This window comes from Bacillus alveayuensis (assembly GCA_030812955.1).
Classification (GTDB): domain Bacteria; phylum Bacillota; class Bacilli; order Bacillales; family Aeribacillaceae; genus Bacillus_CB; species Bacillus_CB alveayuensis.
Genome location: JAUSTR010000001.1, coordinates 221,308 through 247,803 on the forward strand (window position 1 = coordinate 221,308; position 26,496 = coordinate 247,803).

The 26,496-nt window shown below is 37.6% G+C and carries 21 protein-coding genes, 1 tRNA gene and 1 other annotated feature; all 22 genes read left to right on the plus strand.

From position 1 onward, the window contains the following. The first annotated feature begins 23 nt into the window (after positions 1 to 23). The 22 genes from sdhA to yihA all read left to right on the plus strand — a co-directional run bounded on the left by sdhA (position 24) and on the right by yihA (position 26,426). On the plus strand, positions 24 to 1,781 hold the full coding sequence (sdhA, locus tag J2S06_RS01080) for a succinate dehydrogenase flavoprotein subunit (protein ID WP_044893056.1): 1,758 nt from the start codon (positions 24 to 26) through the stop codon (positions 1,779 to 1,781). Between the two features lies 1 nt (position 1,782). Beyond that, positions 1,783 to 2,550, plus strand: a complete 768-nt coding sequence (gene sdhB / locus J2S06_RS01085) for a succinate dehydrogenase iron-sulfur subunit (protein ID WP_044893057.1) — start codon at positions 1,783 to 1,785, stop codon at positions 2,548 to 2,550. 212 nt (positions 2,551 to 2,762) lie between these two features. Then, positions 2,763 to 2,987 carry a spore germination transcription factor GerE gene (gene gerE / locus J2S06_RS01090; protein ID WP_044893058.1) on the plus strand — a complete coding sequence of 75 codons (225 nt, stop codon included), beginning with the start codon at positions 2,763 to 2,765 and terminating at the stop codon, positions 2,985 to 2,987. 320 nt (positions 2,988 to 3,307) lie between these two features. Next, positions 3,308 to 4,120, plus strand: coding sequence for a glutamate racemase (gene racE, locus J2S06_RS01095; RefSeq protein WP_419151440.1), 813 nt, complete (start codon positions 3,308 to 3,310; stop codon positions 4,118 to 4,120). Positions 4,121 to 4,464: 344 nt separating this feature from the next. Beyond that, positions 4,465 to 5,562: a GerMN domain-containing protein gene (locus J2S06_RS01100; RefSeq protein ID WP_044893060.1), complete on the plus strand. Its 1,098-nt coding sequence runs from the start codon at positions 4,465 to 4,467 to the stop codon at positions 5,560 to 5,562. Positions 5,563 to 5,737: 175 nt separating this feature from the next. Then, a complete protein-coding gene (rph, locus tag J2S06_RS01105; RefSeq protein ID WP_044893061.1) occupies positions 5,738 to 6,508 on the plus strand; it encodes a ribonuclease PH in 771 nt (256 codons plus the stop codon). Beyond that, positions 6,505 to 7,125 (plus strand): XTP/dITP diphosphatase, encoded by a 621-nt coding sequence (locus tag J2S06_RS01110; protein WP_044893062.1) that lies wholly within the window; start codon positions 6,505 to 6,507, stop codon positions 7,123 to 7,125. The genes rph and J2S06_RS01110 overlap by 4 nt, the downstream gene beginning before the upstream one ends. Further along, positions 7,106 to 7,615 carry a metallophosphoesterase family protein gene (locus J2S06_RS01115; protein ID WP_044893063.1) on the plus strand — a complete coding sequence of 170 codons (510 nt, stop codon included), beginning with the start codon at positions 7,106 to 7,108 and terminating at the stop codon, positions 7,613 to 7,615. Before J2S06_RS01110 ends, J2S06_RS01115 begins: the two co-directional genes overlap by 20 nt. A 270-nt stretch (positions 7,616 to 7,885) precedes the next feature. Continuing rightward, positions 7,886 to 7,962 (plus strand) — tRNA-Arg (locus J2S06_RS01120). Between the two features lie 432 nt (positions 7,963 to 8,394). Further along, positions 8,395 to 8,649: a binding site (T-box leader), on the plus strand. Between the two features lie 107 nt (positions 8,650 to 8,756). Beyond that, entirely contained in the window at positions 8,757 to 10,475 is a 1,719-nt protein-coding gene (gene ilvB / locus J2S06_RS01125) for an acetolactate synthase large subunit (RefSeq protein WP_044892938.1), read from the plus strand. Further along, a complete protein-coding gene (gene ilvN, locus J2S06_RS01130) occupies positions 10,472 to 10,990 on the plus strand; it encodes an acetolactate synthase small subunit (protein ID WP_044892937.1) in 519 nt (172 codons plus the stop codon). Before ilvB ends, ilvN begins: the two co-directional genes overlap by 4 nt. 37 nt (positions 10,991 to 11,027) lie before the next feature. Then, a complete protein-coding gene (gene ilvC / locus J2S06_RS01135; RefSeq protein WP_044892936.1) occupies positions 11,028 to 12,053 on the plus strand; it encodes a ketol-acid reductoisomerase in 1,026 nt (341 codons plus the stop codon). Then, positions 12,040 to 13,584 carry a 2-isopropylmalate synthase gene (locus J2S06_RS01140; protein WP_044892935.1) on the plus strand — a complete coding sequence of 515 codons (1,545 nt, stop codon included), beginning with the start codon at positions 12,040 to 12,042 and terminating at the stop codon, positions 13,582 to 13,584. The genes ilvC and J2S06_RS01140 overlap by 14 nt, the downstream gene beginning before the upstream one ends. 20 nt (positions 13,585 to 13,604) lie before the next feature. Continuing rightward, positions 13,605 to 14,717, plus strand: a complete 1,113-nt coding sequence (gene leuB / locus J2S06_RS01145) for a 3-isopropylmalate dehydrogenase (protein ID WP_419151018.1) — start codon at positions 13,605 to 13,607, stop codon at positions 14,715 to 14,717. Between the two features lie 199 nt (positions 14,718 to 14,916). Further along, the gene (leuC, locus tag J2S06_RS01150) at positions 14,917 to 16,332 is read left to right on the plus strand and encodes a 3-isopropylmalate dehydratase large subunit (RefSeq protein ID WP_044892933.1); all 1,416 of its coding nucleotides are present in this window, start codon (positions 14,917 to 14,919) and stop codon (positions 16,330 to 16,332) included. Between the two features lie 12 nt (positions 16,333 to 16,344). After that, positions 16,345 to 16,938: a 3-isopropylmalate dehydratase small subunit gene (gene leuD / locus J2S06_RS01155; protein ID WP_419151019.1), complete on the plus strand. Its 594-nt coding sequence runs from the start codon at positions 16,345 to 16,347 to the stop codon at positions 16,936 to 16,938. Positions 16,939 to 17,163: 225 nt separating this feature from the next. Beyond that, positions 17,164 to 18,153 (plus strand): tetratricopeptide repeat protein, encoded by a 990-nt coding sequence (locus J2S06_RS01160; protein ID WP_419151020.1) that lies wholly within the window; start codon positions 17,164 to 17,166, stop codon positions 18,151 to 18,153. 169 nt (positions 18,154 to 18,322) lie between these two features. Then, a complete protein-coding gene (tig, locus tag J2S06_RS01165) occupies positions 18,323 to 19,609 on the plus strand; it encodes a trigger factor (RefSeq protein WP_044892930.1) in 1,287 nt (428 codons plus the stop codon). 482 nt (positions 19,610 to 20,091) lie between these two features. Further along, the gene (clpX, locus tag J2S06_RS01170; protein ID WP_044892929.1) at positions 20,092 to 21,360 is read left to right on the plus strand and encodes an ATP-dependent protease ATP-binding subunit ClpX; all 1,269 of its coding nucleotides are present in this window, start codon (positions 20,092 to 20,094) and stop codon (positions 21,358 to 21,360) included. Positions 21,361 to 21,613: 253 nt separating this feature from the next. Further along, positions 21,614 to 23,275: an ATP-dependent protease LonB gene (gene lonB, locus J2S06_RS01175; RefSeq protein WP_419151021.1), complete on the plus strand. Its 1,662-nt coding sequence runs from the start codon at positions 21,614 to 21,616 to the stop codon at positions 23,273 to 23,275. A 245-nt stretch (positions 23,276 to 23,520) separates the two neighbouring features. After that, positions 23,521 to 25,845 carry an endopeptidase La gene (gene lon / locus J2S06_RS01180; RefSeq protein ID WP_419151022.1) on the plus strand — a complete coding sequence of 775 codons (2,325 nt, stop codon included), beginning with the start codon at positions 23,521 to 23,523 and terminating at the stop codon, positions 25,843 to 25,845. Beyond that, complete coding sequence (yihA, locus tag J2S06_RS01185; protein ID WP_419151023.1) at positions 25,842 to 26,426, plus strand: ribosome biogenesis GTP-binding protein YihA/YsxC; 585 nt, start codon at positions 25,842 to 25,844, stop codon at positions 26,424 to 26,426. The genes lon and yihA overlap by 4 nt, the downstream gene beginning before the upstream one ends. The last annotated feature ends 70 nt before the right edge of the window (positions 26,427 to 26,496 follow it).

Sequence of the window (26,496 nt, forward strand, 5' to 3'; positions counted from 1 at the left end):
AGCTAACAAAGGGAGTGGACCTTATGAGTGGTAAATTAATTGTTGTCGGTGGCGGCTTAGCAGGATTAATGGCAACGATCAAAGCAGCAGAAGCCGGCGTACCTGTCGAGTTATTTTCATTAGTTCCTGTTAAACGATCACACTCTGTTTGCGCACAAGGTGGAATTAATGGAGCAGTTAATACAAAAGGTGAAGGTGACTCTCCTTGGGAGCACTTTGATGATACAGTTTACGGTGGAGACTTTTTAGCCAATCAGCCGCCTGTTAAAGCAATGTGTGAGGCAGCACCTGGAATTATTCATCTTCTTGATCGCATGGGTGTCATGTTTAACCGTACACCAGAAGGATTATTAGATTTCCGACGCTTTGGTGGTACACAGCATCATCGTACGGCATATGCTGGAGCAACAACTGGACAACAGCTTTTATATGCTTTAGATGAGCAAGTTCGCCGTCATGAGGTTGCTGGTCTTGTAACAAAGTATGAAGGATGGGAATTTTTAGGGATTATTCAAGACGATGAAGGACGTTGCCGTGGAATTGTTGCGCAAAATTTAACAACTATGGAAATCCAATCATTCCGCTCTGATGCGGTTATTATGGCTACAGGTGGACCTGGTATTATTTTTGGAAAATCAACAAACTCTGTTATCAATACCGGCTCTGCAGCATCTATTGTATATCAGCAAGGTGCTTATTACGCAAATGGGGAATTTATCCAAATTCATCCAACTGCGATACCAGGAGACGACAAATTACGTCTAATGAGTGAATCTGCACGCGGTGAAGGTGGACGAGTATGGACGTATAAAGATGGAAAGCCATGGTATTTCCTTGAAGAGAAATATCCAGCTTACGGAAACTTAGTCCCACGTGATATCGCGACACGTGAAATTTTCCATGTATGTGTAGACTTAAAACTTGGAATTAATGGAGAAAATATGGTCTATTTAGACCTTTCCCATAAAGATCCGAAAGAACTTGATATTAAACTTGGCGGTATAATCGAAATTTATGAAAAATTTATGGGAGAAGACCCACGTAAAGTTCCGATGAAAATCTTCCCAGCTGTTCATTACTCAATGGGTGGATTATGGGTAGATTATGATCAGATGACAAATATCCCGGGACTATTTGCTGCTGGTGAATGTGACTATTCCCAACACGGTGCAAACCGTCTAGGAGCAAACTCTTTATTATCTGCTATTTATGGAGGTATGGTAGCAGGTCCGAAAGCTGTTGAATATATGAATGGTATAGAAAAATCTGCAGAGGATTTATCTTCTACACTTTATGATGCGAGAGTAAAAGAAGAACAAGCAAAATGGGATGAAATTTTGAAAATGGATGGAAATGAAAATGCCTACCTCCTTCATAAAGAATTAGGAGAATGGATGACTGATAATGTAACAGTTGTCCGCTATAATGATAAGCTTTTAAAAACAGATGAAAAGATTCAAGAACTAATGGAACGTTGGGAACGTATTAACATTACCGATACTGCAAAATGGAGCAATCAAGGTGCAACCTTTACACGTCAATTGAAAAACATGCTCCAGCTTGCTCGTGTGATCACATTAGGTGCTTATAACCGTAATGAAAGCCGTGGGGCACACTATAAGCCTGAATTCCCTGACCGCAACGATGAAGAATGGCTCAAAACAACAATGGCAAGTTTTGCAGGAGAAACAGAAGGACCTAAGTTCCACTATGAGGATGTAGATACATCACTCATTAAACCTCGTAAACGTGACTATACAAAGAAAAAGGGGGAAAAGTAAGATGAGCGAGAAAAAAGTGGTTCGATTCATTATTACGAGACAAGATCGACCAGACTCTGCCCCTTACAAAGAAGAGTTTGAAATTCCTTATCGCCCGAATATGAACGTCATTTCCGCTTTAATGGAAATTCGTCGCAATCCAGTGAATGCAAAAGGTGAAAAAACAACACCTGTTGCATGGGATATGAACTGTTTAGAGGAAGTTTGTGGTGCTTGTTCAATGGTGATTAACGGAAAGCCGCGCCAATCTTGTACGGCTCTTGTTGATCAGCTTGAGCAACCAATACGCTTAGAACCAATGAGAACTTTTCCAGTTATTCGTGACCTGCAAGTAGATAGAAGTCGTATGTTTGACTCCTTGAAAAAAGTAAAAGCTTGGATTCCAATTGACGGAACATACGATCTTGGACCAGGTCCTCGTATGCCTGAGAAAAAACGTCAATGGGCATATGAGCTATCAAAATGTATGACATGTGGAGTTTGTTTAGAAGCATGTCCAAATGTAAATAGCAAGTCAAACTTTATCGGTCCAGCACCTCTTTCACAAGTACGTTTATTTAATGCCCATCCGACTGGTGCCATGAATAAATCTGAACGCTTGGAAGCGATTATGGGCGATGGAGGGCTTGCTAACTGCGGGAACTCACAAAACTGTGTTCAGTCTTGTCCTAAAGGAATTCCGCTTACAACATCCATTGCAGCATTAAACAGAGAAACGACTGTTCATTCATTCCGTAAAATGTTTGGTAGCGATTATATAGATAGTTAATGATGATTCGGGCTGACTCATACATCGCTTAGCCATGATGTATGAGTCAGCTTTTTCGTAGTTAATCGGTTTTATAGAATAAAGCCTATTTATCGTACACCCTCCGCTTTTTTAGTCACAGTTTCATTACAATCACATACAATATGTTGACTAAATATATACCATACCCATCCGATAGATCAGCTCTCACCTAGCAAGGAGGGTTACAATCGTTGAAGGAGAAAGAGTTTCAATCCAAGCCACTGCTAACGAAAAGAGAGAAAGAAGTGTTTGAATTACTTGTACAAGACAAAACAACAAAGGAAATTGCGAGTGAACTTTTTATTAGTGAGAAAACAGTCCGGAATCATATTTCGAATGCGATGCAGAAACTCGGTGTAAAAGGACGTTCACAAGCAGTTATAGAGCTTCTCCGTATGGGAGAACTTGAACTTTAATAGATATGTCTCTTTACATCAATGGGGGCTTTCTTCTGTTGATGAAATGGAAAAATAAAGGAGTAGACATATTTACCATTAAGAACTATTTTTTACACTTTCACTCTTCCTTTCCCCTCTCTTTATTCTAATGATCTTCCAATTATGTATAACCGGCTTTGGAGATAAAGCCGGTTGTTTTAATGAAAACATTTTGTCATCAAGAAGCACTTGAAATGTAACTAGAAAAAGTGGAAAATATGTATGTTAAATTGATACAAACGAAATCACGAAAGGATCACGTAATAGGTTCTTGTATGATTAGAAATAAAAAACATAGAATGAGGAGCGATTTTTTGAACAGACCAATTGGTGTCATCGATTCTGGCGTTGGTGGCTTAACAGTTGCAAAAGAAATTATGAGACAATTACCGAAAGAAGAAATTATTTATTTAGGAGATACGGCCCGTTGTCCTTATGGTCCGCGGGTAAAAGAAGAGGTTCGCCAGTTTACATGGGAAATGACAAACTATTTGTTAGCTAACCATCATATTAAAATGTTAGTCATTGCCTGTAATACAGCTACAGCAATTGTATTATCAGAAATTCGAGAAAAACTGGATATTCCAGTTATAGGTGTTATTCAACCAGGTGCTCGTGCTGCATTAAACGCCACAAGAAACAGCCATATTGGCGTCATTGGAACGGAAGGAACGATAGCAAGTGGAGCATATGTTCAAGCGCTAAAAAAAATAAATAGTAAGACAATGATTGAAAGCTTGGCATGCCCTCGTTTCGTTCCATTAGTAGAAAGTGGAAACTTCGAAGGAAAGGAAGCTCATTATGTTGTGGCAGAGTCATTGCTTCCATTTAAAGGTAAAAGGATTGATACATTAATTTTAGGATGTACTCACTATCCTTTATTAAAGCCAATTATTCAAAAATATATGGGACGTGATGTGAAAATTATTTCTTCTGGGGACGAAACAGCACGAGAGGTAAGTACGATTCTATCGTTTCATCATATGTTAAATGAAGTAGAAGGGGAGAAGGATCATCTTTTTTTAACTACAGGTGAAAAAGAAATCTTTCAAAAAATAGCCTCAAAATGGTTTGGCTATGAAATTGATCATGTAAAAACAATTACTTTATAAATACAATTCTTTATAAATATCAAACTGTTTTTCAATAAGTAGCATTATTCTCAATGGTCTTTTTACTTCAAAACATTTACATAAAAGTTTGGCTTAGAAGAAAATGGCTGCTTCAATACATGACTTCATAGTGATGTGTTGAAGCAGCTTTTTACGTGGAAAGGATTACTAAATAGGAAAGAGGTACGGCAGGCTGCTACCTCTCATGGCCATCAACGATTATCTTTACCTAAAGGCATAAAAATTTTTTTACTGTTCTCAAGGGATGATTTTAATCAAATACGGTCTAATTTCGAAGATAGCTCGTATAAATAGTAGTACAAACTGCCTTAGGAGGGATTCGAATGCCTAAAAACAGAGTGAGATTAGCAGCTGCTGCTTTATTGACAACTTCTGTTTTGTTAACTGGATGCGGATTGTTTGACAGCGGGGAGGCCAGTAAGGAAATTGATCCTCCACAAGATATCTCTTATATGGAAGATAGTGAGGAGCTTAATCAAGAAGCTGAAGTAACAGATCAAAAAAATAAGCAAGAAAATTTAAAGGAGGGTGAAAGTACTGAATCAGTAAAACGAGTTCTCTATTTAATTGATAAAAATGGAATGGTTGTGCCTCAAACATTTGAATTACCTGAAACAAAAGAAGTAGCTAAACAAGTGATGGAATATTTAGTTGTGGACGGCCCTATATCGAATTTATTACCAAATGGTTTTAGGGCTGTATTACCGCAAGGAACGGTTGTTCAAGGGGTTAATATTAAGGAAGATGGGACAGCGATTGTCGATTTTTCAAAAGAATTCACGGAATATAAACCGGAAGATGAACAAAAAATTTTACAAGCTATTACATGGACGTTAACTCAATTTGATACGATAAATAAAGTTAAAATTTGGGTTAACGGCCATGAATTGAAGGAAATGCCGGTAAATGGTACACCGATTGATGAAGGGGTAAGCCGCCAGGATGGAATTAATATGGCCTCCTCCTCAGTTGTTGACATAACGAATACTCATCCACTAACGGTTTATTATTTAGCAGAACAAGAAGGGAAAATATATTATGTACCGGTAACAAAAAGGGTCAGTAATGAAGAGAAGGATGATGTTGCAGCTGCAGTAAATGAGTTAATTAAGGGACCTGAGCTTACAACGGGATTATTAAATGAATTTCAACCAGGTGTAAAATTGCTTGAAGATCCTATTTACGAGAATGGCCAAGTTACTTTAAACTTTAATGAGGCGATTTATAGTAGCTTTGAAGAGGAAAAGAAAATAATATCTAACAATATATTGAACGCCTTAGTATTAACGGTTACGGAGCAGCCTGGTGTTGAGAGTGTGGTCCTTCAAGTAAATGGAAAGCAAGATCTCATTGATGAAAATGGGCGTCAATTAACAGAACCAGTAACTAGGCCTGTGAATGTAAACACTGGTAGTTTTTAATGAGCCATTTTTGATATACTATAAAAGATGAGCTAAAAGAGGTATGCTTCAAAAGCTACCTCTTATTTCTTGGAAGTTAAAGGGGCTTGCTTTCTTATTTTGGCAGTTCTAAGAATAATCGACGATCGGAAATAATGAAAATAATACATAGTGAATTTAGTCTGGAGGGAATATCATGCGTCAAAGTGGTAGAAGACCGGATGAGCTTAGACAAGTACAAATCGTGACAGATTTTGTTAAACATCCAGAAGGATCTGTATTAATATCTGTAGGGGATACAAAAGTTATTTGCAATGCAAGTATTGAAGATCGTGTCCCTCCGTTTATGCGTGGAGAAGGTAAAGGATGGATTACGGCAGAATATGCTATGCTGCCGCGGGCGACGGAGCAAAGAACGATCCGTGAATCAACAAAAGGGAAAATTTCTGGCCGGACAATGGAAATTCAACGTTTAATTGGACGAGCGTTACGGGCAGTAGTGGATTTAGATCAATTAGGTGAACGGACGATATGGATAGATTGTGACGTAATTCAGGCAGACGGTGGAACAAGAACCGCTGCTATAACAGGGTCGTTTATTGCGATTGTACTTGCTCTTAGTAAAATGGTGGAAAAAGGAGAGCTAAAAGAGCTGCCGGTGACTCGTTTTTTAGCTGCAACATCTGTTGGAATTGTTCGGGAACATGGAGCTATATTAGATTTAGATTACGCAGAAGACTCAATAGCAGAAGTAGACATGAATATTGTGATGACTTCTGACGGACAATTTGTTGAATTACAAGGGACAGGAGAAGAAGCAACCTTTTCGAAAGAACAATTATTCAAATTATTAGAGTTAGCTGAAAGTGGCATTAGGCAGTTATTTGAGTTCCAAAAAGAAGCATTAGGTGATTTAGCAGAAAAAATAGGGGAAAACTTTGAGGAAAAGAAAGAGGAACAATCATGAAAGAATTAATAATTGCTTCAAAAAATGAAGGAAAAGTTCGGGAATTTAAAGAAATGTTGGAGCCAAAGGGTTTCAAGGTGTTATCACTGCTTGATTTAAATGAAGCGCCAGATGTAGAGGAAACGGGAAAAACGTTTGAGGAAAATGCCATTTTAAAAGCTGAAACCATTTCGAATATGTTGAAAAAACCCGTTATTGCAGATGACTCAGGCCTATCTATTGATGCACTGAACGGTGAGCCTGGAGTTTATTCGGCACGATATGCAGGGAATGAGAAAAATGATGAAAAAAATATTGAAAAAGTATTGGAAAAATTAAAAGGTGTTCCTCATGAACAACGGACAGCCCGATTTCAATGTGTACTCGCACTAGCAATTCCAGGGCAAAAAACGATAACAGTAGAAGGTGTTTGCGAAGGTATCATTACAAAACAACCAATTGGGCAAAACGGTTTTGGCTATGATCCTATTTTTTATGTTCAAGAAAAAGGTAAAACAATGGCACAATTAGAAAAAAAAGAAAAAAATCAAATAAGCCATCGTGCCAATGCATTAAAGAAACTAGAGAAAATAATTAATCATTGGGGAGAATTTAACCATGAAAGTGCTGATCATTAGCGATAGTCATGGAAACATTGAATCGTTAAAAAAGATCAAGGAGCGACATCAAGATGAAGTAGAGGCTATGATTCATTGTGGTGACTCTGAACTTCAAGTTGGATGTGAGGCTCTATTAGATATGCTTGTTGTACGGGGAAATTGTGATTTTGATTCATTTCCAAACGAAATCATTCAAGATATAGGCTCGCTCCGTTTTTTCGTTACACATGGACATTTATATTCTGTAAAATCAACATTAATGAAGTTAAAATATAGAGCAATAGAAGCTGGAGCAAACATTGTTTGTTTTGGTCATTCACATATCCTAGGAGCGGAAATGGTAGAAGGAATATTATTTATTAATCCAGGTAGTATCAGCTTTCCAAGGATGCGAAAAGAAAAAACATATGTTATACTACAAATAGACAACGGCCAAGCAAACGTCGATTTTTACGACGAAAATGGAGAATTATTAAAGCATATGTCCACTGCTTTTCAAATTGCTTAACCATCTTGAGGGAGAATTTTTTCTCCCTCAAAAAAATAAAAAAAGTTATTGACTTTATTGAGTTATATAAGTATAATAACAATTGTCGTTGATGTGTTTGAAAAATAAATATCATGTCCCAGTAGCTCAGCTGGATAGAGCACGTACGAGTTTGCTTCATTGAGGAGCATCAGCGTACCGCTCGAGCCACATCTTGAATAAACATTCTGAGAGCGGGACGACAAAAATCCATTTGTTAAATTGATAAATTAAATATATTTGTGTAATTAGGTCCCAGTAGCTCAGCTGGATAGAGCAACGGCCTTCTAAGCCGTCGGTCGGGAGTTCGAATCTCTCCTGGGACGCCATTCCTTTTACATATAATTACCCTTTCCTATATGGAAAGGGTTTTTTATTTTAGTTGATGTTTTTATTTTAGTTGATGGGCTGAAAAATTTTGGCTATTTGATTTCGGGAAACGAAAAGGTCATAAAAAATTTTTTAAAAATTTTTCTTATTATGGAAATGTGATAATGACAAGGATGAAAGCGGTAACATATAAATTTTTAAATCAAAATAATCTAATAATTCTCAAAAATGGTGTTGACTCTTTTGAAAAATGGTCGTAATATAACTTCAAACAAACTTACTCCAACATACAAAATTGATTCATACACTTTAAGAACATGGATATATTAGTTTTCAAAGCAAAGTGTAATTTTAACTGATTTTTCGCATTGTTTCAGTTTCTTGAATATTTCAAATCGATAAAACGATTGTTTATTTGAAAAATGGATCGTTTAAAAGCGATGAAGAGGATAATTAGTCATTGGATTCGATAACTACAGAGAGCCGGGGGAGCTGGGAACCGGTGTTATCCCCAATGATGAACTCACCTCTGAGTGCCATTTCGAACGTGAAGGCTAGTAGATTTGGCCGGGTGCTTTGTGGTAAGCACTCGTTATTAAAAAGAACGGATTCTCTTCGTTCATGAGGTGGTCAAATGACCATGAAAAAGGGTGGTACCGCGGAAAGGCAACCTTTTCGCCCCTTAAAATCTGCTAATAGTGGATGTATAAGGGGTGGAAAGGTTTTTTAATTTATAAAGTAACCTTTGTCCATGAAGATTTTAGATAGCATCTGTTAAAAGGAGGCAATATCAATGAGTGCCAATGTACAATTGGATGATAAGAAAACCAAATGTACAACAATGTCAGGAGCGGAAATGCTGATTGAAGCATTAAAGAGAGAAAAGGTCGAAGTCATCTTCGGTTATCCTGGTGGAGCAGTTTTACCAATTTATGATAAGCTTTACAATTCTGGAGTATTTCATGTTTTAACGAGACATGAACAAGGTGGAATCCATGCAGCTGAGGGCTATGCGAGAATTTCAGGAAAACCTGGAGTCGTTATAGCTACATCTGGACCTGGGGCTACGAACTTAATTACTGGATTGGCTGATGCAATGATTGATTCATTACCTCTTGTTGTTTTTACCGGGCAAGTGGCCACAACAGTCATTGGATCTGATGCTTTCCAAGAAGCGGATGTAATAGGGATTACGATGCCAGTTACAAAACATAATTACCAAGTTCGTGATGTCAATGATTTACCACGAATTATAAAAGAAGCGTTTCATATCGCTACAACAGGACGGCCTGGTCCAGTATTAATTGACATCCCAAAAGATGTTTCTGTGACAGAAGGTACGTTTCAATATGATTATACGATTTCCCTACCAGGCTATCAGCCAACAACTGAACCAAACTATTTGCAAATTCGTAGGCTCGTTGAAGCTGTAAGTCGAGCAAAAAAGCCTGTCATTTTAGCTGGGGCAGGTGTATTACATGCTAAGGCAGCAAAAGAGCTTAAAACATATGTTGAACAACAACAAATCCCAATCACCAATACGTTATTAGGATTGGGAAGCTTTCCTGCTGATCATCCTCTGTTTTTAGGGATGGCTGGAATGCACGGAACCTATACAGCAAATATGGCACTTTATGAATGTGATTTATTAATTAGCATTGGAGCTCGGTTTGATGATCGGGTAACAGGAAATCTTACTCACTTTGCCCCAAATGCAACAGTTGCTCATATTGATATTGACCCAGCAGAAATTGGAAAAAATGTTAAAACTCATATTCCAGTTGTTGGTGACGCACGAATCGTTCTGCAAATGTTGATTGAACAAGATGGAAAAAGAAGCGAGAACGCTGAATGGATCGAGCATTTAAATCGATACAAAAAAGATTATCCTTTATGGTATGAAAACAGCACAGAAGTTATTAAACCGCAAGCATTAATTGAAAAAATATATGAATTTACAAACGGGGAAGCCATTGTTACAACAGATGTTGGTCAACATCAAATGTGGGCGGCACAATTTTATAAATTTAATTCTCCTAATCGCTGGGTGACATCTGGTGGATTAGGAACAATGGGGTTTGGACTTCCATCTGCCATCGGAGCACAGTTAGCTGACCGGGAAAGAACCGTCGTCGCTTTATTAGGAGATGGCGGGTTTCAAATGACTTTTCAAGAGCTTGCTGTCATAAAAGAACTGAATCTTCCGATAAAAGTAATTGTTTTGAATAACAACTCTCTCGGAATGGTGCGCCAATGGCAAGAAATTTTCTATGAGAAACGATATTCTCACTCTGTTTTTCAAGCACAGCCAGATTTTGTAAAGCTTAGTGAAGCATTTGGCATTAAAGGTCGAAGAGTGCAAAGTACTGATGAAATAGAACAAGTGATGCGACATACCTTTAACAATCGGGAACCTGAATTCATTGAAGTATTGGTTGAGCCTGAAGAAAATGTTTACCCAATGGTTGCACCAGGAAAAGGAATACACGAAATGGTGGGGGTTAAAAAATGAAGCGGATTATTACGTTAACAGTGATGAACCGTTCTGGTGTATTAAATCGGATCACTGGTTTATTTACAAAAAGACATTACAACATTGAAAGTATTTCAGTTGGTCATTCTGAAACAGAAGGAATATCAAGAATCACTTTTGTTGTTAATGTTCAAGAGGAAAAGCAAGCTGAACAAATCACGAAGCAATTAAATAAACAAGTTGATGTGATTAAAGTTATGGATATTACGAATCAATCGATCGTAGCTAGAGAGCTGGCACTCATTAAAGTCGTATCAAATGCTTCAACAAGAATGGAGATTTACGGTCTCATTGAACCGTTTCGAGCTTCGATTATCGATGTAAGCCGAGACAGTCTTGTAGTTCAAGTAACAGGAGAACCAAGTAAAATAGAGGCCCTCATCGACTTGTTGAAGCCTTACGGTATTAAAGAGATTGCTAGAACTGGTTTAACAGCATTTCCAAGAGGGACACAAAAGTCGACACAAATGGAGAAAAACTTCTCCATTGTATAGATATATTCAATAACTATTTAAGAAAGGGAGATGTAGCATGACAAAAGTATATTATAACGGAGATGTAAATGAAAAAGTATTAAATGGGAAAAAGGTAGCGGTTTTAGGATATGGGTCACAAGGTCATGCCCATGCGTTAAATTTAAAAGAAAGCGGTGTTGATGTAGTCGTAGGAGTACGAAAAGGAAAGTCATTCGAAAAAGCACAACAGGATGGCTTGGCCGTAACGTCTGTTCGTGAAGCAGTTGAACAAGCGGATATTGTGATGGTACTCGTACCAGATGAAAGACAAAAAGAGTTATATGAAAAGGAAATTAAAGATGGATTAAAACCAGGAAATGCTTTAGTATTTGCGCATGGCTTTAACATTCACTTTAATCAAATTGTGCCACCAGCAGATGTCGATGTCTTTTTAGTTGCGCCAAAGGGGCCTGGTCATTTAGTTCGCAGAACGTATGTAGAGGGTGCCGGTGTACCAGCACTGATTGCAGTCGAGCAAAATGTAACAGGTGAAGCGAAAGAATTAGCATTAGCATACGCAAAAGCGATTGGTTCCGCTCGTGCTGGAGTACTCGAAACAACATTTAAGGAAGAAACAGAGACCGACCTATTTGGTGAACAAGCGGTATTATGCGGAGGATTATCTTCATTAGTAAAAGCAGGATTTGAAACGCTAGTAGAAGCTGGCTACCGACCTGAAGTTGCCTATTTTGAATGTTTACATGAATTAAAACTCATTGTTGACCTCATGTATGAGGGAGGACTATCTTACATGAGATACTCAATCTCTGATACAGCTCAGTGGGGTGATTTCACTTCGGGACCACGTGTAATCGATGAACATGTGAAAGAAAATATGAAAGCTGTATTAGAAGATATTCAATCCGGTAAATTTGCAAAAGAGTGGATTTTAGAAAATAAAGTGAATCGACCACAATTTACAGCGATTAATAAAAGAGAGCAAGAGCACCAAATTGAAAAAGTAGGCGAAGTACTTCGTGAAATGATGCCGTTTGTTAAACAAAATAAAAAGGAAGCGGTGGTAGCAGGTGAAAAAAGTTAATTTCTTTGATACAACTTTACGAGATGGTGAACAATCAGCTGGAGTTAATTTAAATCGTAAAGAAAAACTAGAGATTGCAAAACAGCTCGAACGACTTGGGATGGATATTATTGAGGCAGGTTTTCCTGCCTCCTCCAAAGGAGATTTTTACTCAGTTCAAGAAATTGCGAAAACCGTTCGGAATTGTTCCGTGACAGGGTTAGCACGGTCAGTTAAACATGATATTGATGCGGCATGGGAAGCGTTAAAAGATGGTAGTGAGCCGCGTTTGCATGTCTTTATTGCGACATCCCCAATTCATCGGCAATATAAACTAAAGATGACAGAAGACGAAGTCATCGAAAATGCCGTTCAAGCCGTTCAATATGCAGCAAAATTTTTCCCTGTTATTCAGTGGTCAGCGGAGGATGCTTGCCGTACAGAGCTCCCTTATTTAGCCAAAATAGTTGAAAAGGTTATTGAAGCTGGTGCAAATGTTATTAATATACCAGATACTGTTGGCTATATTAATCCAATTGAGTATGGAAAAATATTTGAATATTTAAAAAACAATGTTAAAAATATTGATAAAGTCATTCTTTCGGCACATTGTCATGATGATTTAGGAATGGCGGTAGCAAACTCGTTAAGTGCTATTGAGCATGGGGCAGGACAAATCGAAGGAACGATTAATGGAATTGGGGAACGGGCTGGTAATGCAGCATTAGAAGAAGTAGCGGTTGCGCTTCATATTCGGAAAGACCATTACAAAGTTGAAACAAATATTCGTTTGGAGGAAATTAAACGCACAAGTGATCTAGTCAGTAAGCTAACGGGTATGATTGTACCGCCAAATAAAGCGATCGTCGGAAATAATGCCTTTGCTCATGAATCCGGAATTCACCAAGACGGTGTTTTAAAGGAGAAAACAACTTATGAAATCATTTCCCCGCAGTTAGTCGGGGTGCAAACAAACAGCTTAGTGCTAGGGAAGCATTCTGGCCGCCACGCTTTTCGAGTTAAGCTTAAAGAATTAGGATTTTCGTTAGAGGATGAAGCGATTAACCGCTTGTTTGAAGAGTTTAAACTTTTGTCAGAAAAGAAAAAAGAATTGACTGAAGATGATTTAGTTGCACTTGTATTAGAAGAGCAGCTTAAAGGTGAGGACGGAACGTATGAACTCATATCACTTCAAGTGAATTACGGAACAGAAGGTGTACCGACCGCTACTGTTACATTAAAAGGTCATGATGGTTCCATTCTTCAGGAGGCTGCAACTGGAAACGGAAGTGTAGAAGCCATTTATAATACATTAGAGCGCTGCATGAAACAATCTATCACCCTATTAGACTATCGGATACAATCGAATTCAAGCGGCCGGGATGCTTTAGCGCAAGTGTATGTGAAGGTTCGTGTTGATGATTTAGAGATGGGGGGACGTGGGATTGCCCAAGACGTGTTAGCAGCATCCGCAAAAGCCTATATTAATGCTGTGAACCGAGCTATTTTACTAAAATATACGTCGAAAGAGAATTTACAAACAACGATTTAAGTGAAGGAGGGGATGGACTGATGGTGAAAAAAATTGCCATATTACCTGGGGATGGAATCGGACGCGAGGTTGTGGAAGGAGCCGTTGAAATATTAAAAACAATCGGACATTATTATCGCCATGAATTTGATTTTCAATACGGGCTTATTGGTGGAGAAGCTATTGATCAATGCGGAACGCCATTACCAGATGAAACTTTGGAGCTTTGCAAACAGTCAGATGCTGTCCTGTTAGGAGCAGTAGGGGGACCGAAATGGGACCAAAATCCAGCACATCTTCGTCCTGAGAAAGGCTTGTTAAACATTCGTAAGCAGCTTGATTTATTTGCAAATCTTCGTCCGATTCAAGCGCATCCAACCCTTCAGGATACTTCACCATTTAAAGGGGAGCACTTAGAAGGGGTAGATTTTCTCATTGTACGCGAACTAACAGGCGGACTATATTTTGGGAAACCTAGTGAGCGGACAAATCAAAATGGGGAAGAAGCTGTAGTCGATACATTATTTTATAAACGAAAAGACATTGAACGTATTTTAGAAACGGCATTTGAATTGGCGAGAAAAAGACGGAAGAAAGTAACATCCGTTGATAAAGCTAACGTACTTGAATCTAGCAAGCTCTGGCGTGAAGTAGCAGAGGAGGTTGCCTATCGATATCCTGATGTAGAACTTGAACATATGTTGGTTGATAATGCAGCAATGCAAATTATTCATAAACCAAATCAATTTGATGTCATTGTGACAGAAAATATGTTTGGTGACATTTTAAGCGATGAAGCTGCTATGTTAAGCGGTTCGTTAGGAATGCTTCCATCTGCAAGCCTTTCCGCAAACGGATTACATTTGTATGAACCAGTCCATGGTTCGGCTCCTGATATTGCAGGTCAAGGTCTTGCAAACCCAATTGCTATGATTTTATCAGCTGCCATGATGCTGCGCTACTCCTTTCATTTAATGGAAGAAGCTGGTGCGATCGAAAAGGCAGTGAAGCATGTGTTAGAGTCGGGCAAACGAACAAAAGATTTAACGAATCATCCTAATCAGTATGTACCTACAAAACAAATGATTGAAGAAATCAAAGAAGCATTAGCAGATGACTTCGCAATTTTAAATATTATGGATTGTTATGCATAAATTTTTCTTGATCGTTTTCATGTATAGATTTTTATTAGGTATTGAGTTTTTGCCTTAAATGAGACACATTTTAGTCCTTTATTGATTCAATAAAAGCTTGTCGATCACGTCGGCAAGCTTGGATTTTCTTTTTCTAGAATTATTTTATCGACATATTGGGCTCTCTGTTAGCAATCCAAATATTAGGAGGGTAACAAGCATGAAACCGAGAAATATCATCGAAAAAATATGGGATGAGCATGTCGTTCTACGCGAAGAAGGCAAACCCGATTTGCTATATATTGATTTACACTTAATTCATGAAGTAACTTCTCCGCAAGCGTTTGAAGGATTAAGACAAAAAGGAAGAAAAGTTCGGAGACCGGAGCAAACCTTTGCCACAATGGATCATAATATCCCAACGAAAAATCGCTATGAAATCAATGATGAAACGGCACGAAATCAAATTCATGCATTAGAAAAAAATTGTCAAGAATTTGGAATAGAACTTGCAGGTCTTGACAGTGAAGATCAAGGTATTGTTCATGTCATTGGACCTGAGCTTGGCTTAACACTTCCTGGAAAAACTATTGTTTGTGGAGATAGTCATACATCTACACACGGTGCTTTTGGAGCGCTTGCATTTGGAATCGGGACAAGTGAGGTAGAACATGTATTAGCTACGCAAACTTTATGGCAGCATCGGCCAAAAACACTCCAAATACAAGTAAATGGGAAACTTCAAGAAGGAGTAACAGCGAAAGACGTTATTTTATATATCATTGGTCAATATGGAGTAGATTTTGGAACAGGGTATGTGATTGAATACACAGGAGAATGTATTCGCAATATGTCAATGGATGAACGAATGACTATTTGTAATATGTCGATTGAAGCTGGTGCTCGTGCCGGATTAATTGCTCCTGATGAAACGACTTTTCAATATATAAAAGGCAGAAAATATGCTCCGAAGGGAGAAGACTTTGAAAAGGCAGTAGAGTATTGGAAATCGTTGACGTCTGATGAAGGAGCTCAGTTTGATAAAACGATTGTCATAAAGGGTGAAGAAATCGCTCCAATGGTTTCATGGGGGACAAATCCAGGTATGGTTCTACCAGTCAATGGAGAAATCCCTTCTTTAGATGAGGCAAAAAGTGAAAAGGAAATGAATTCATTCAAACGTGCCTATGAATATATGGACTTAGCTCCTGGCACGAAAATAGAAGATATTTCGATTGATTATGTATTTATAGGGTCATGTACTAACTCTCGATTAACAGACTTACGCGAAGCTGCGAAGGTAGTGAAAGGGAAAAAAGTTCACGAAAGTGTCACAGCCATTGTTGTTCCTGGTTCACAAAAAGTAAAAAAACAAGCAGAAGAGGAAGGCTTGCATCATATCTTCTTAGAAGCTGGATTTGAATGGCGTGATTCAGGATGTAGTATGTGTCTAAGCATGAATAATGATATTGTTCCTGCTGGCAAACGTTGCGCCTCAACCTCGAACCGAAATTTTGAGGGCAGGCAAGGAAAAGGTGCTCGTACACACTTAGTGAGTCCAGCAATGGCTGCAGCAGCTGCTGTTTATGGTCATTTTATTGATATTCGAACATTAAGTGTAGAAACAGTCTCTTAGGAGGGGAAACAAATGGAGCCATTCACAAAAATGACTAGTAAAGTTGCTGTATTAAATCGTACGAATGTCGATACAGATCAAATTATTCCAAAACAATTTTTAAAAAGAATTGAACGAACTGGCTACGGAAAATTTGCTTTTTTTGATTGGAGATATTTAGAAAATGGACAAGAAAATCCTGAATTTGAACTGAACCATCCAAGCTATCATGGAGCCCAAATATTACTGGCAGGAGCGAACTTCGGTTGTGGTTCATCTCGTGAGCATGCTCCATGGGCTTTGCTAGATTATGGATTTAAAGTAATTATTGCTCCATCGTTTGCAGATATCTTTTATCAAAATTGCTTAAAAAATGGCATATTACCAATTCGTGTAAATGATGAAACGATGAACTATTTGTTAGCGAAAGCGGAAGGAAAATCATATCAATGTACAGTTGATTTAGAAAAACAGCTTGTTACTGACGATGAAGGTTTTTCATTTTCCTTTGACATTGATCATCATTGGAAGGAAATGTTGTTAAATGGCCGTGATGAAATTGCGTTTACGTTATTATATGACGACGACATTCAACAATATGAAGCAAAGAGAAAAGCGTGGGTATAAATACCTGCGCTTTTTTTATCTTGCCTGGACAGTCGAAAAGCTATAGTAAAGCAACAATCTTTTAGAAAAGAGCCTTTACCTTAAGGAGCATATCCTCCAATACAAAAAGAATGCTGGCCAGATTGACATGTAAGGCTGCCGCTTTTTGTGAATGAATGTTCCTTGTTTTCTTTTGAACAGACTGGTAAACTTGAGGAAAACATAAGGTAAAGAGGGTTTTTCAACATGAAAAAAAATGACGGAAAAGTCATTCCTTTCCCTCGTCTCAAAGAACGCCTCATCGAAAGAGGGATGGAAGCATTACGAAAAAAAGAATATGAAAGGGCACTTGATCTTTTTGAGGAAGCAGAAAAGTGGGATAAAGATCATGACGAAATTATTCTAGGGAAGGCTATTTGTTTTTTGGAATTAGGAAAGCTTCACGAAGCAAAAGCCATTTGTAAAAAAATGCTTCATGAGGATCAAGGAAACTATTTTACTGTTTTACAAATTTATTTAACGATTCTTGTCCAATTGGGACAATATGAAGAAGTTCAAATGACAATCGAAGCAGTTTTAGAAGAACATAAAGTTCCTCCTTATCAAGCGGAGCATTTTTATAAATTGTTAGACTTTAGTAGAAAAATGAATAAGGAACAGGAAGAAAACTATACACCGCCGGCGTTTTCCTTTGAGAAAATGATTGAGAATGTTGACGAACAAATGAAATATGTTCATTTTCTTCAACATTCTAGCCATATAAAACATTATCAAACAATCCAAGATTTTTTAGACCATCCTGATATTCATCCTGTTGTGAAAACAATGCTTCTACAAATATTGAGAGAACGAGAAATCACGAAAAAAGTATTTATTACTAAATTTGGAAAAAACATGACAGTCATTCCGAACGAATTAAAAGATATATCAGAGTATCATTTAGTACAACGTGTATTCAATTTATTAGAGGATCATTTAGCTAGTGAAAATCCTACCTTATATGAAGCTGTAAAAGATATGTGGCTGCGGCATTTATATGTCCTTTACCCATTTCCTCCTGAACCGCCTAACGAATCGTTATGGGCAGCTGCCTTGCATCAAATTGGGTATGAATTACATGGCATCGAAATGGATGATGACGAAATCCAAGCCCTATATCATGTTGATCTTCAGCCATTACGACAAGTTCAAAAGCAAATAAAGCACATACAAGAAATTTCAAATTTGCAATTATAGTCAATCTATTGAAAGCAATAGATTGTATGTTATAATAAAATGGTTGCAAAGTAATGTTTTTTGTGCAGCAAACATACTTCCCGAAAGGTTTACATAACGGGTACAACGTTTTTCGTTTATTTTCATTTTTGTTAAACGAATCAATATATAGATTGTTGGAGGGAAACACATGTCAGCAAAATGGGAAAAATTAGAGAATAACCAAGGTGTGCTAACAGTTGAAGTTGAGGCACAGGCATTTGACAAAGCATTAGATCAAGCGTTTAAAAAAGTTGTGAAGCAAGTTTCAATACCAGGGTTCCGGAAAGGGAGAGTTCCTCGGAGTTTATTTGAAAAACGATTTGGTGTTGAAGCATTATATCAAGATGCATTAGATATTATTTTACCTGAAGCTTATCCTAAAGCTGTAGAAGAAGCTGGTATTGAACCAGTAGATAGACCAGAAATTGACATTGAACAAATCGAAAAAGGGAAATCATTAATCTTTACTGCAAAAGTAACAGTTAAGCCAGAAGTGAAACTAGGCGAATATAAAGGATTAGAAGTAAAGAAAGAGGATACAACTGTAACAGATGAAGATGTTGAAAATGAATTAAAACAGCTTCAAGAGCGTCATGCAGAGCTTGTCGTAAAAGGGGAAGGAAAAGTAGAAGAGGGCGATACTGTCGTCATTGATTTTGAAGGCTTTGTAGATGGAGAAGCATTTGAAGGTGGAAAAGCTGAAAACTACTCATTAGAAATCGGTTCAGGAACTTTCATTCCTGGATTTGAAGAACAATTAGTTGGTCTTGAAGCAGGAGCGGAAAAGGAAATTGAAGTAACATTCCCAGAAGAATACCATGCTGAAAACTTAGCGGGCAAGCCAGCTGTATTTAAAGTAAAAGTTCATGAAATTAAAACAAAAGAGCTTCCAGCATTAGATGATGAATTTGCGAAAGATGTAAACGATGAAGTTGAAACACTTGAAGAGCTTAAAGCAAAAACAAGAGAGCGTTTAGAAGAGCAAAAGAAACAATATGCAGAAAACAAACTTCGTGATGATTTAGTTGAAAAAGCTGCTGAAAATGCTGAAGTTGATATTCCACAAGCTATGATTGATAACGAAGTAGATCGTATGATGAGAGAATTTGAACAGCGACTACAAATGCAAGGTATGAACTTAGAGCTTTACTTCCAATTCTCTGGCCAAGATGAAGAAGGTTTACGTGAGCAAATGAAGGAAGATGCTGAAAAACGCGTGAAGTATAACTTAACGTTAGAAGCGATTGCAAAAGCTGAAAATATTACAGTTTCTGACGAAGAAGTAGAAGAAGAAATCCAAAAAATGGCTGAAATGTACAATATGACAGCTGAGAACGTGAAAAAAGCACTTGGTACGACAGATGGTATTAAAGAAGATTTAAAAATTAAAAAAGCAATTGATTTTCTTGTAGAAAATCGTAAAGATGTTGCATAATATAATAGTAAAAAGAAATATATGTAAAAGTTGACTTAGAACAAGGCGCGACTTGATCGTGCCTTGTTTTATAAAAAATGTTAATTTCTAATCTTTTCTTACATACCAATGACGGATTTACGGTACTCTCCCATAAATGTATTGTCTACTATCAATATCAAAAGAAAATTAAAAAATCATCATTTTGACAATAGAAGGAATTGGTCAAGGCAAAACGAACAACCTATTTAACATCTTTTTTGTTTTGATTGATGGATAGATGGGTATTCTAAACATCGAGTTTACATAGTGATAGAAACGAACCTACATAGCTTTTTATTACCGTATGCTTGAAAAAATGTGTTACAATGCAATACATACCCACCATTGTTGAAGTCCGTTGACAAACTCTATTCCTTATCTATATTGAAAATCTTAAGGAAAGAATGGTTTGTTTTAAACAATAGAGTTTGGATTAGAGAAAAGAACCAAGGGGTGATAAAATGATTAAATTTAATGATGATAAAGGTCAATTAAAATGTTCATTCTGTGGCAAATCACAAGACCAGGTCCGAAAGCTTGTCGCTGGTCCAGGTGTATATATATGTGATGAATGTATTGAATTATGTACAGAAATCGTGGAAGAGGAGCTTGGGACAGAAGAGGAAGTAGAATTTAAAGATGTACCGAAACCAAAAGAAATTCGGGAAATATTAGATGATTATGTGATTGGTCAAGACCAAGCAAAAAAATCTTTATCTGTTGCTGTCTATAATCATTACAAGCGTATCAATTCCAATAGCAAAATTGATGATGTAGAGTTATCAAAAAGCAATATTGTATTAATCGGTCCGACAGGCAGCGGGAAAACACTTTTAGCACAAACATTAGCAAGAATATTAAATGTGCCATTTGCAATTGCAGATGCTACATCTTTAACGGAAGCCGGCTATGTGGGGGAAGATGTTGAAAATATTTTATTAAAACTAATCCAAGCCGCAGACTATGATGTGGAGAAGGCGGAAAAAGGCATCATCTACATAGATGAAATTGATAAAGTAGCCCGAAAATCGGAAAATCCATCCATTACGCGTGACGTTTCAGGTGAAGGTGTACAGCAAGCGCTGTTAAAAATATTAGAAGGCACAGTTGCAAGTGTTCCTCCTCAAGGTGGACGCAAGCATCCTCATCAGGAGTTTATACAAATTGATACAACGAATATTTTGTTTATTTGCGGCGGTGCGTTTGATGGAATTGAGCAAATTATTAAACGCCGTCTCGGTCAAAAAGTGATTGGTTTTGGTGCTGAAAGTAAACAAAAAGAACTTGACCAAAAAGAATTGCTCTCGAAAGTATTGCCTGAAGATCTTCTTAAATTCGGATTAATTCCAGAATTCATTGGACGACTTCCTGTCATTTCAAGCTTAGAACCACTTGATGAAGAGGCTCTAGTTGAAATTTTAACAAAACCGAAAAATGCACTTGTAAAACAATATCAAAAAATGCTTGAATTAGACGGAGTTGAACTTGAATTTGAAGAGGATGCATTACGCGAAATTGCTAAAAAAGCGATTGAGCGTAAAACAGGGGCACGAGGGCTTCGTTCCATTATTGAAGGGATTATGCTTGATGTCATGTTTGAATTGCCTTCACGTGATGATATTACAAAATGTGTCATTACCGCAGAAACAGTTCGGGAAAAAATACCACCGAAATTAATCATGAAGGATGGCTCGCTTTATAAAAACGAAGATACAAAAACGTCTGCTTAAATAAATATAGAATATTGAAAACATCTCCTAAAGTAGGAGGTGTTTTCATTTTTTAGAAGGCTGTTTTCGTAAACTTTGTTACTTTTCGACTGTCCATGAACCGAACAAAAAGCAATCGTCCTCTCTCATAATTTGACAGAACACATGAAAAAATTTCTACATTTTGTTATTTCTCCTATATTGAGTCACGTTTAATCATGATCTGTTGAGGAGATAATAGTAGAAACATTTTTTCGATACGGGAGGGACAGTTATGAATTGGACTATCCTTGCTCTAATTGTCCAATTATTTTTTGGTGTGATTATTGGACTATATTTTTGGAACTTGTTAAAAAATCAACGTACGCAAAAAGTTTCTATTGACAGAGAATCACGAAAAGAGATGGAACAATTACGAAAAATGAGAATGATTAAGCTGACGGAACCTTTAGCCGAACGAGTTCGACCGCAAAGCTTTTCCGATATTGTAGGACAAGAAGATGGAATTAAGGCATTAAAAGCTGCCTTATGCGGCCCAAATCCGCAACATGTGATTATATATGGGCCGCCAGGGGTTGGGAAAACAGCTGCTGCTAGACTTGTATTAGAGGAAGCGAAAAAATATCCGCAATCACCCTTTAAAGAAAATGCTGTTTTCGTGGAATTGGATGCAACAACAGCCCGATTTGATGAGCGAGGCATTGCGGATCCATTAATTGGGTCAGTTCATGATCCAATCTATCAAGGGGCAGGAGCCATGGGTCAAGCTGGTATTCCTCAGCCAAAACAAGGAGCGGTTACACATGCGCATGGTGGTGTTTTATTTATCGATGAAATTGGTGAATTACATCCAATTCAAATGAACAAGTTATTAAAAGTTTTAGAAGATCGAAAGGTGTTTTTAGAAAGCGCCTATTATAGTGAAGAAAATACGCAAATCCCTAATCATATTCATGATATTTTTCAAAATGGACTTCCAGCCGACTTTCGTTTGATTGGTGCAACCACTAGAACACCAAATGAGATTTCACCCGCCATTCGTTCCCGCTGTTTAGAAGTTTTTTTCCGAGAGCTTGATCAAGAAGAACTAGCTATTGTCGCTAGAAAAGCTGCGGAAAAAGTGAATATGAAAGTTAGCGAACAAGGTATTTCTATACTAACCTCCTATACAAGGAACGGACGTGAAATTGTCAATATGGTGCAAATTGCAGCGGGAATTGCCATTTCTGAAAATCGACAGGAAGTAACGGTTGAAGATATTGAATGGGTTATCCAATCAAGCCAGCTATCACCAAGATTGGAGAAAAAAATTGGTGACAAGCCGAAAGTGGGTCTAGTTAATGGACTTGCCGTGTATGGTCCTAATACAGGGGCATTATTAGAAATCGAAGTAACCGTTATTCCTGCCAAAGTAAAAAAAGGTACGATAAATATTACAGGAATCGTCGAAGAAGAAAGCATTGGCGACAGAGGAAAATCAATTCGCAGGAAAAGCATGGCGCGTGGTTCAATCGAAAATGTTATAACCGTTTTACGTGCAATGGGAGTACGTGCGGATGATTACGATATTCATGTTAATTTTCCTGGAGGAATTCCGATCGATGGTCCAAGTGCAGGAATTGCGATGGCAACTGGCATTTTCTCGGCTATTCATAAAATACCTGTTGATCATACGACTGCTATGACAGGAGAAATTAGCATTCATGGCCATGTCAAAGCAATTGGCGGCATTATCCCAAAAATAAAAGCCGCTAAAAAAGCGGGAGCAAAAACCGTTATCATTCCTGAAGAAAACATGCAATCGATTTTAAAAGATATTGAAGGGATTCGTGTGATACCCGTTCGCCATTTTCAGGAGGTGCTTGATTATGCCCTAGTTAATCCTCCTTCTGAACAAAATGAAGCGAAAACATTTCCAAAAAAAGAATCTGTGTAATGAAAAGAGTGTGATGAATAGGAAGGTGGTAAGGTTTACCCTTGCTGCCTTTCTTCATGGAATCGCAGTTTAGACAAAGTTGTTTCATAAAAATGAAGATGTTCATCTATTTTATGGGCATACTACGAAATACGACTCACTTTTATAAACATTAAAAATAGACACTATGAAAAGAATAGGATAGAATTGAACAAGAACAATTTAGATAAAGAAATTTGAACTACTACCAATGGAGGTGTTAGATAATGGCGAACAATGATGTGAAACTCGTCCCCCTCCTACCGCTTCGAGGATTACTTGTTTATCCAACAATGGTGTTACATTTAGATGTTGGAAGAGAAAAATCAGTTCAAGCGTTAGAACAAGCCATGATGGATGATCATACGATTTTTCTAACGACACAAAAAGAAATATCGATTGATGATCCGAAAGAAGAGGATATTTATCATATAGGTACATTAACGAAAATTAAACAAATGCTGAAGCTTCCAAATGGAACGATTCGCGTGTTAGTGGAAGGACTAAAACGAGGAACGATTCAAAAGTTTATCCATTTTGACTCGTATATTTCCGTAGAGGTAGCCGCACACGAGGAGCGGACGGAAAAAGATGTTGAAGACGAAGCGTTAATGCGTACTGCTCTTGATTATTTTGAACAATACATAAAAATGTCGAAAAAAATAACGAATGAAACATACGCAACGGTCACAGACATTAATGAACCAGGGAGACTAGCAGATCTCATCGCCTCCCATTTGCCAATTAAGCTAAAAGATAAACAAGAAATATTAGAAACGTTTGATATTAAAGAACGATTAAACAAAATTATACAAATGATCCAAAATGAAAAAGAAGTGTTAGAACTTGAGCGGAAAATTGGACAACGCGTCAAGCGTTCGATGGAACGAACACAAAAAGAATATTACTTACGCGAACAGATGAAAGCCATTCAAAAAGAGCTTGGAGAAAAAGAAGGAAAAGCAGGAGAAATAGAAGATTTAACCGAAAAAATAGAGAAAGCTGGAATGCCAGACCATGTTCGGAAAACAGCGATGAAGGAATTAGAGAGATATGAAAAAATTCCTGCAACCTCAGCCGAAAGCGCGGTTATTCGCAATTATATTGAGTGGCTTATTTCTCTTCCGTGGACGACAAAAACAGAGGATCGCCTTGATATTCATTTAGCTGAAGAAATATTAAACCAAGAGCACTATGGATTGGAAAAAGTAAAAGAACGTGTTCTCGAATATTTAGCTGTTCAAAAATTAACGAATTCATTAAAGGGTCCAATATTATGCTTAGCGGGTCCCCCAGGTGTCGGAAAAACTTCCTTAGCCCGTTCTGTTGCGAAATCATTAAACCGGAAATTTGTCCGCATTTCCCTTGGTGGTGTTAGAGATGAATCGGAAATTCGCGGTCATCGTCGAACATATGTCGGGGCGATGCCGGGAAGAATTATACAAGGAATGAAAAAAGTTGGTACGATCAATCCAGTTTTCCTTTTAGATGAAATTGATAAAATGTCAAGTGATTTTCGAGGTGATCCATCAGCTGCTTTATTAGAGGTTTTAGATCCAGAGCAAAATCACCATTTTAGTGATCATTACATTGAAGAGCCGTATGATCTATCGAAAGTTATGTTTATTGCGACTGCCAACAATTTAGCGACTATTCCAGGACCGCTTCGCGACCGCATGGAAATTATTTCGATTGCTGGCTATACAGAGGTTGAAAAAATTCACATTGCGAAAGGGCATCTTTTGCCAAAGCAAATGAATGAGCATGGATTAAAGAAATCACAGCTTCAATTACGAGATGATGCGATTCAAAGTATTATTCGTTATTACACGAGAGAAGCAGGTGTTCGAGGACTTGAAAGACAATTGGCAGCCATTTGTAGAAAAGTGGCAAAGCTGATTGTGAAAGGGGAGCGGAAACGCATTATCGTTACAGATAAAAATATTGAAGACTATTTAGGGAAACGTATATTCCGATATGGCCAGGCAGAGCTTAAAGATCAAGTAGGTGTAGCAACAGGTCTAGCTTATACGCCTTTTGGCGGGGATACATTATCCATTGAAGTATCGATTTCCTCTGGCAATGGAAAGCTGCTATTAACAGGTAAATTAGGAGATGTCATGAAAGAATCTGCCCAAGCTGCATTTAGCTATATTCGTTCTCGGGCACAAGATTTAAACATTGATCCAGATTTCTATGAAAAAAAAGATATACACATCCATGTTCCAGAAGGTGCTGTTCCAAAAGATGGCCCATCTGCTGGAATTACGATTGCTACAGCCTTAATTTCAGCCTTAACGGGAAAACCGGTTCGTAAAGAAGTTGGAATGACTGGGGAAATTACTTTACGTGGACGTGTTTTACCTATTGGGGGGTTAAAGGAAAAAACATTAAGTGCTCATCGTGCAGGACTTTCCAAAGTCATTTTACCTAAAGATAATGAAAAAGATTTAGACGATATTCCGGAAAGTGTTCGAAATGAGTTAACATTTATACTCGTTTCACATTTAGACGAAGTGTTAGAGCATGCATTAGTGGGAGAGGTTTTATGAACATAAAAAAGGCAGAAATTGTGATTAGTGCAGTGAAACCACAGCAATACCCGAAAGGAAATCTTCCAGAAATTGCATTAGCGGGTCGTTCGAATGTCGGAAAATCATCTTTTATCAATAAAATGATTCATCGTAAAAACTTAGCCCGTACTTCATCAAAACCAGGTAAGACCCAAACTTTAAATTTTTATTTAATTAATGAAAAATTTTATTTTGTCGATGTTCCAGGGTATGGATATGCAAAAGTATCGAAAAAAGAACGTGAAGCGTGGGGGAAAATGATTGAAACTTATTTAACGACACGAAAACAGTTAAAAGCCGTTGTATTATTGGTAGATGTCCGTCATCCCCCGACAAAAGATGATATAATGATGTATGAGTTTTTAAAATATTATAAAATGCCGACAATCGTTGTTGCGACAAAGGCTGACAAGATCCCAAAAGGGAAATGGTCCAAGCATGTAAAAATCATTAAGGAAGCCCTTCATTTACATCCAAACGATGAATTCATTCTGTTTTCTGCCGAAACAGGCTATGGGAAAGAAGAAGCTTGGAATGTTTTATTAAAAGCAATGAGTTAGCATCGGTCAAAACCGATGCTTTTTTTATGAAAAAATGCGAACATCAGGTTTGATTTATTGGAATGAGGAG

Coding starts and splice junctions, on each gene's coding strand:
- sdhA (WP_044893056.1), top strand. CDS start 24: ATGAGTGGTAAATTAATTGTTGTCGGTGGCGGCTTAGCAGGATTAATG.
- sdhB (WP_044893057.1), top strand. CDS start 1,783: ATGAGCGAGAAAAAAGTGGTTCGATTCATTATTACGAGACAAGATCGA.
- racE (WP_419151440.1), top strand. CDS start 3,308: ATGAGGAGCGATTTTTTGAACAGACCAATTGGTGTCATCGATTCTGGC.
- J2S06_RS01100 (WP_044893060.1), top strand. CDS start 4,465: ATGCCTAAAAACAGAGTGAGATTAGCAGCTGCTGCTTTATTGACAACT.
- rph (WP_044893061.1), top strand. CDS start 5,738: ATGCGTCAAAGTGGTAGAAGACCGGATGAGCTTAGACAAGTACAAATC.
- J2S06_RS01110 (WP_044893062.1), top strand. CDS start 6,505: ATGAAAGAATTAATAATTGCTTCAAAAAATGAAGGAAAAGTTCGGGAA.
- J2S06_RS01115 (WP_044893063.1), top strand. CDS start 7,106: ATGAAAGTGCTGATCATTAGCGATAGTCATGGAAACATTGAATCGTTA.
- ilvB (WP_044892938.1), top strand. CDS start 8,757: ATGAGTGCCAATGTACAATTGGATGATAAGAAAACCAAATGTACAACA.
- ilvN (WP_044892937.1), top strand. CDS start 10,472: ATGAAGCGGATTATTACGTTAACAGTGATGAACCGTTCTGGTGTATTA.
- ilvC (WP_044892936.1), top strand. CDS start 11,028: ATGACAAAAGTATATTATAACGGAGATGTAAATGAAAAAGTATTAAAT.
- leuB (WP_419151018.1), top strand. CDS start 13,605: ATGGTGAAAAAAATTGCCATATTACCTGGGGATGGAATCGGACGCGAG.
- leuC (WP_044892933.1), top strand. CDS start 14,917: ATGAAACCGAGAAATATCATCGAAAAAATATGGGATGAGCATGTCGTT.
- leuD (WP_419151019.1), top strand. CDS start 16,345: ATGGAGCCATTCACAAAAATGACTAGTAAAGTTGCTGTATTAAATCGT.
- J2S06_RS01160 (WP_419151020.1), top strand. CDS start 17,164: ATGAAAAAAAATGACGGAAAAGTCATTCCTTTCCCTCGTCTCAAAGAA.
- tig (WP_044892930.1), top strand. CDS start 18,323: ATGTCAGCAAAATGGGAAAAATTAGAGAATAACCAAGGTGTGCTAACA.
- clpX (WP_044892929.1), top strand. CDS start 20,092: ATGATTAAATTTAATGATGATAAAGGTCAATTAAAATGTTCATTCTGT.
- lonB (WP_419151021.1), top strand. CDS start 21,614: ATGAATTGGACTATCCTTGCTCTAATTGTCCAATTATTTTTTGGTGTG.
- lon (WP_419151022.1), top strand. CDS start 23,521: ATGGCGAACAATGATGTGAAACTCGTCCCCCTCCTACCGCTTCGAGGA.
- yihA (WP_419151023.1), top strand. CDS start 25,842: ATGAACATAAAAAAGGCAGAAATTGTGATTAGTGCAGTGAAACCACAG.